Here is a 4,657-nt window from a genome sequence, read left to right as displayed (position 1 = left end):
ACTTTCACTAATCTTCAGCAATTAGGATGCAATTAATCGAGGTGCCCTTAATATTGATTCTAGGGAATTATCCTAACTTTTAAAACAGATGGGATTGAGATACAGATGGGATTGAGATAGGCGGGAAGGATGTTTCTCTACCCAATTGTTTGCCATCTTTAAGGTGAAATAGCCACGAGGAAGGGTCAAGTGAGTTGGATAAGAGTCATTAACTGATCTGTGTCACCCAACCAACCCCGAATTCCATTTACAAGAGTGATGGGTCCCGACGGTACTCCCTGTCTTCAGGAGAACACCGACTATGCATCAACGACTTATCGTGACTCGTTCCCGGAACGAGACAATTTCGGTTACAGAAACGTTACAAGGGTTAGCTATACAGTTACAGCCGCTCGTGCAACGTCGTGAGCAGTTGTGCGCTAATCAGCTCTTGCTAGGTTTGGAGCAGGAACATCTCTTGCTCCAAATTTCTCAAGAACTCCTCCGGGCTGGGTTAGCAGAGTTTTATCAACTGTTGGCGCGGGTCTGTCAAGTCTATTTCTACCAGCGAAAAGATAGGGCCCACGGTTTTGAGTTGGATGACTTTACCCTTGAGGTGCAGCTAGCCACCCTCGGTCGTCTCTCCCGCTTCAATCCGCAGGTAGGGAAGTTCTCCAGTTGGTTTGGTGCCTGTATCTTGCCCAGTGTTTATAGTAGTCTGCAACGTCAACTCAACCCCACCTGGGGCCGTCCCCGGCCCCAGACCCCCCTGGGTCTGCTAGTGCGTCGTGAAGCTTTTAATGTTGTCAACTGTCTGTCTCTTGACCAACCCCTATTGCTCAATGACAGTGATGATTTAATCACCCTCGGTAACAAAGTCCCACAGGAAGCGACAGCAGAAACCGAGTTACTGGAGCAACAGTGCCTGGAACTTTTTGTGCAAGCCCTCCGGCAGCTACGCACCAGCGAACGGAATTTGTTGCGGAGTCTCTATTTGGGACAGCAGACCCAGCGGAGTCTCGCTGACACCCTCGGGATTACCCCAGCGGCGATGAGTATGCGACTGAAGAAAATCTATCGTCGCTTGGCTACCCTGCTGGGTGAGTCCTTTGCTCAAGAGTGCGCTAATACCCCGTTCTGTGAGGCCTTGGGCTGGATTGACTTGTGGGCCGACCCCCCCTAGCCCCCCTTGAAAAGGGGGGAATAGAGTTTGTTAGCGTTGCCCTTACGCAAAAAGCTCTTAAAGTCGCCCTTTTCAAGGGGGATTAGGGGGATCTTCTCAATCTAGTGAGGGCTGCAAAAAAACTTGATATGAGTGTTTAACTTCCTAGGGCGACCTGCCTATCTATAGGGAGTGTGTCATATCCTTCAGGAGGCTCTCATGTTGAAGCTACTCGTCCAAGGTCTACTCGGCTCCGTTGCGGCCCTCGCGCTATGCCAGTTACCCGTCTCAGCCCAGGTCCTCTACAACCTCAGCTACGCCCGTTCGCTCAATCCCGCCGCTGGTCCGAAGGCCGAAACCGTGGTTTCGATTCGCAATACCAATCCTTTCGGCTGTAATATCCAAGTCAACTGGCTCAATAATGTCGGTGCGCTGATTGGGATCTCTGGCCCCGTCGGTATTCCCCCCAACAACACCCTGGAATTCACCACCGCCAATGCGGGTGAGGCCGTCCATCCTATGATCTTGGATGTGTTCCGTGGGGGCGCAGCAGGCTTTGAAGGGGCTGCCGATATCGTGAGCAACAACTGTGCCCTAACCACGCTCTTGGGGGTGAATGCCAGCTTGGTCACCTACTACCCAGCACCCTTTGTTCCGAATGACAATCCCCCAGCCTTCAAGACCATCAGCGTCACCCGGCCCATCCCGCTAGGGGCACCCTTTGGCGGTCGCTTAGGAGATTAGCAAACAAGCGGGTCCCGTAGCTCGCGGTTACGGGACTCAGTTACTAGAACCGACTTTTGAGGATAGTGAGAATGCCCTGCTGTCCGACTAATAATTCTTGGAGTAGGGCAACGAGAGCGACCCAGATTAAGGGGCTCATATCCACCCCACCAAAGAGGGGGACGACTTTACGGGTAGGCCGTAAGACGACTTCTGTGGGCCACGCGACTAAGTTGTACGGGAATTGGTTGAGGTTGAGTCGGGGGAACCAAGTGAAGATGAGCCGGAAGATAAACAAGAAGATGAGCAAGGGTGTCAGTACCACCAGCAGTAACCAGAGCGCGTCGTACATGAGTCGAGGATAGATACCATCCCCAGTGTACTTAGCGCGGGACAACGACGAGGGCGAAAACCACCACGGCAAACCCCAGCCCAAACCAGAGCCACAAAACGGTGGTGCCATTGGTGCTACCCAGGTCTTCTACTTCTAAAAATCCGCCCTGATAGAGCAAACGGCAGTGAAACTTAGAAACTTGATTATTATCAATGACTAGATCCTTCTCGGGACTGCGACCAATGGTGACGATGGCTTGCTCAAAGGTAGGCACAGGGCGGTCAGGGCCTAAGCCCAGGAGTTCAATTTTGACCATGATTCGAGGGGAAGTTTGAGTACAGAATACACGGCTTCACGGGCTTGTCAAGGCTAGGGGGAGAGAGGCACGCTATGATAAAAAACGGATCTACGGCGGACTAATGTTCCTAGTCATTGATAACTACGACAGCTTCACCTACAACCTTGTGCAATACCTAGGCGAATTGGGTGTGGCCCTGTCCGTGGTCCGCAACGACCGGATTACGCCAGCGCAGGTGCGGGCTTTGGCTCCCCAGGGCTTGGTCATCTCCCCCGGTCCTGGACATCCGGCCCAAGCAGGAGTCTGTCTGGAACTAGTACAGACCTTGGGACCCGAGCTACCCATCCTGGGGGTTTGTTTGGGCCATCAATGTCTGGGGGCCGTCTATGGGGGGCGGGTGGTCCGGGCCGAAACCCTAATGCACGGCAAGACCTCTCCCATCCACCACCAGGGGCAGGGGGTTTTCCGGGGCTTGCCGGGACCCTTTACCGCGACGCGCTACCACTCCTTGGTGATTGAGCGGGCGACCTGTCCGCAAGTTCTGGCGGTGACGGCTTGGACAGCGGACGGGACGATTATGGGAGTCCAGCACCGGGATTTTCCCTGGGTGCAGGGGGTCCAGTTCCACCCCGAGAGTATCCTCACGGAGTCGGGACGACAGTTGTTACAAAATTTCGTGGACCAGTGTGGAGATTTGCATGCAGCGGCGTAATTTTTTGTTGGCGGGTGCCTCCTTACTGAGTGCCCCAGTTTTGGCCCAATCCCCCAAGTCAACCTTGACCATCCGCTGGCTCGGGCATACCAGTTTCCTGTTTACCTCCGGGGAGATGCGGATTCTCGTCAATCCGTTCCGGCCCCTCGCCTGTACCAAGGGCTACCAGAAACCCGCCGTGGATACAGATTTAGTGTTGATGAGTTCGCGCCTGTTTGACGAAGGGGCGATTGAGGTTGTACCAGGGAACCCCAAGGTCCTTTACCAGCCCGGAGTTTATGAGGTCGAGAGCTTCAAACTCCAGGGTATCCGTACCCTCCACGACACCCGTGAGGGCCGTCGGTTCGGGGTGAATGTGGTCTGGCGGTGGGTGCAGGGCGGAATTACGCTGGTCCACCTCGGTGGACTTGCCGTTCCCTTAACCGATGACCAGAAAATCTTGATTGGACAGCCGGATATTCTCTTTGTCCCCGTGGGCGGCGGGATGAAGGCTATGGACGGGGCGCAGGCTGTCGAAACCGTCAAAGCCCTCAACCCCAAAATCGTCGTCCCCACCCACTACCGCACCCCGGCGGCGGATGCACAGTGCGACCTCGCGGCCCCGGAAGCTTTTTTGAGTGCCTTCCCTAAGGAGAACCTCAAGGTCTATCCCGGCACCGAAATCAGTCTTTCTCCCAACCAGATCCCCAAGACCGCCCTCCATGTCCGACTTTTCACCTATACCAACTTCAATCTCGGTACGCGGGTGACTTAGATGAGAGTGCCTTATATGGAACCCCTGTTGCCGATTTGGGCGGGGGTAGATGAGATCACGCGCCGGAACCTCGGGCGGGTCCTGGGAGCATTTCAAGCCGAGGCGGTCGGCCCCCCGCACTTTGCCGGGGTGACGGGCTATGGGCATGACGACCTGGGGCGCGACTGTCTAGACCGGGTTTTTGCACGGGCGGTGGGGGCTCAGAGTGCGGCGGTGCGGGTACAGTTTGTCTCCGGGACCCATGCCATTGCCTGTGCCCTATTTGGGGTGTTGCGTCCGGGGGATGAACTGCTTGCCGTCTGTGGTGCGCCCTACGACACGCTGGAGACGGTAATTGGACTGCGGGGCCAGGGCGAGGGTTCCTTGCGCGATTTCGGGGTGAGTTACCGGGAATTGGCTCTGGTGGATGGTCAAGTAGATTGGTCCGGGTTGGCTCAAGCCATCGGTCCCCGGACGAAACTCTGTCTGATTCAGCGTTCCTGTGGTTACGCTTGGCGCACCAGCCTTGATATTGCGGGGATTGAGCGGGCAATTGGGATTATCAAACGCCAGAATCCAGATTGTGTATGCTTTGTAGACAATTGTTATGGGGAGTTTGTGGAAGCCCTGGAGCCCACGATGGTCGGGGCGGACCTGATGGCGGGGTCGCTGATTAAAAATCCGGGGGGGACCGTGGCTCCGGCGGGGGGCTATGT

Annotated in this window: 7 protein-coding genes; 5 read left to right on the top strand and 2 right to left on the bottom strand. The window is 55.4% G+C overall.

The window, feature by feature from the left end; translation table 11 throughout:
- Positions 1-457 precede the first annotated feature (457 nt).
- On the top strand, positions 458-1,162 hold the full coding sequence (locus tag HFM78_RS15620) for a sigma-70 family RNA polymerase sigma factor (protein ID WP_287130386.1): 705 nt from the start codon (positions 458-460) through the stop codon (positions 1,160-1,162).
- A 198-nt stretch (positions 1,163-1,360) separates the two neighbouring features.
- The gene (locus HFM78_RS15615) at positions 1,361-1,885 is read left to right on the top strand and encodes a hypothetical protein (protein WP_287130385.1); all 525 of its coding nucleotides are present in this window, start codon (positions 1,361-1,363) and stop codon (positions 1,883-1,885) included.
- Between the two features lie 43 nt (positions 1,886-1,928).
- Here the strand turns inward: HFM78_RS15615 and HFM78_RS15610 are convergent, their stop codons facing one another.
- Both HFM78_RS15610 and HFM78_RS15605 read right to left on the bottom strand, forming a co-directional pair.
- Entirely contained in the window at positions 1,929-2,216 is a 288-nt protein-coding gene (locus HFM78_RS15610; protein WP_287130384.1) for a YggT family protein, read from the bottom strand.
- 31 nt (positions 2,217-2,247) lie between these two features.
- Entirely contained in the window at positions 2,248-2,514 is a 267-nt protein-coding gene (locus HFM78_RS15605) for an FHA domain-containing protein (protein ID WP_287130383.1), read from the bottom strand.
- Between the two features lie 103 nt (positions 2,515-2,617).
- Between HFM78_RS15605 and HFM78_RS15600 the strand changes: the two genes are divergently transcribed.
- From HFM78_RS15600 to HFM78_RS15590, 3 genes are all read left to right on the top strand, one after another.
- On the top strand, positions 2,618-3,208 hold the full coding sequence (locus HFM78_RS15600; RefSeq protein ID WP_287130382.1) for an aminodeoxychorismate/anthranilate synthase component II: 591 nt from the start codon (positions 2,618-2,620) through the stop codon (positions 3,206-3,208).
- Positions 3,195-3,962 (top strand): MBL fold metallo-hydrolase, encoded by a 768-nt coding sequence (locus HFM78_RS15595; RefSeq protein WP_287130381.1) that lies wholly within the window; start codon positions 3,195-3,197, stop codon positions 3,960-3,962. Before HFM78_RS15600 ends, HFM78_RS15595 begins: the two co-directional genes overlap by 14 nt.
- Positions 3,963-4,657: methionine gamma-lyase family protein (locus HFM78_RS15590; RefSeq protein WP_287130380.1), on the top strand; the 695-nt coding region annotated here is incomplete at its 3' end.

Origin of the sequence: Candidatus Cyanaurora vandensis (assembly GCF_013285555.1) — a bacterium.
GTDB classification, from domain to species: Bacteria; Cyanobacteriota; Cyanobacteriia; order Gloeobacterales; family Anthocerotibacteraceae; genus Cyanaurora; species Cyanaurora vandensis.
This window is presented reverse-complemented; position numbering and strand designations above follow the sequence as displayed.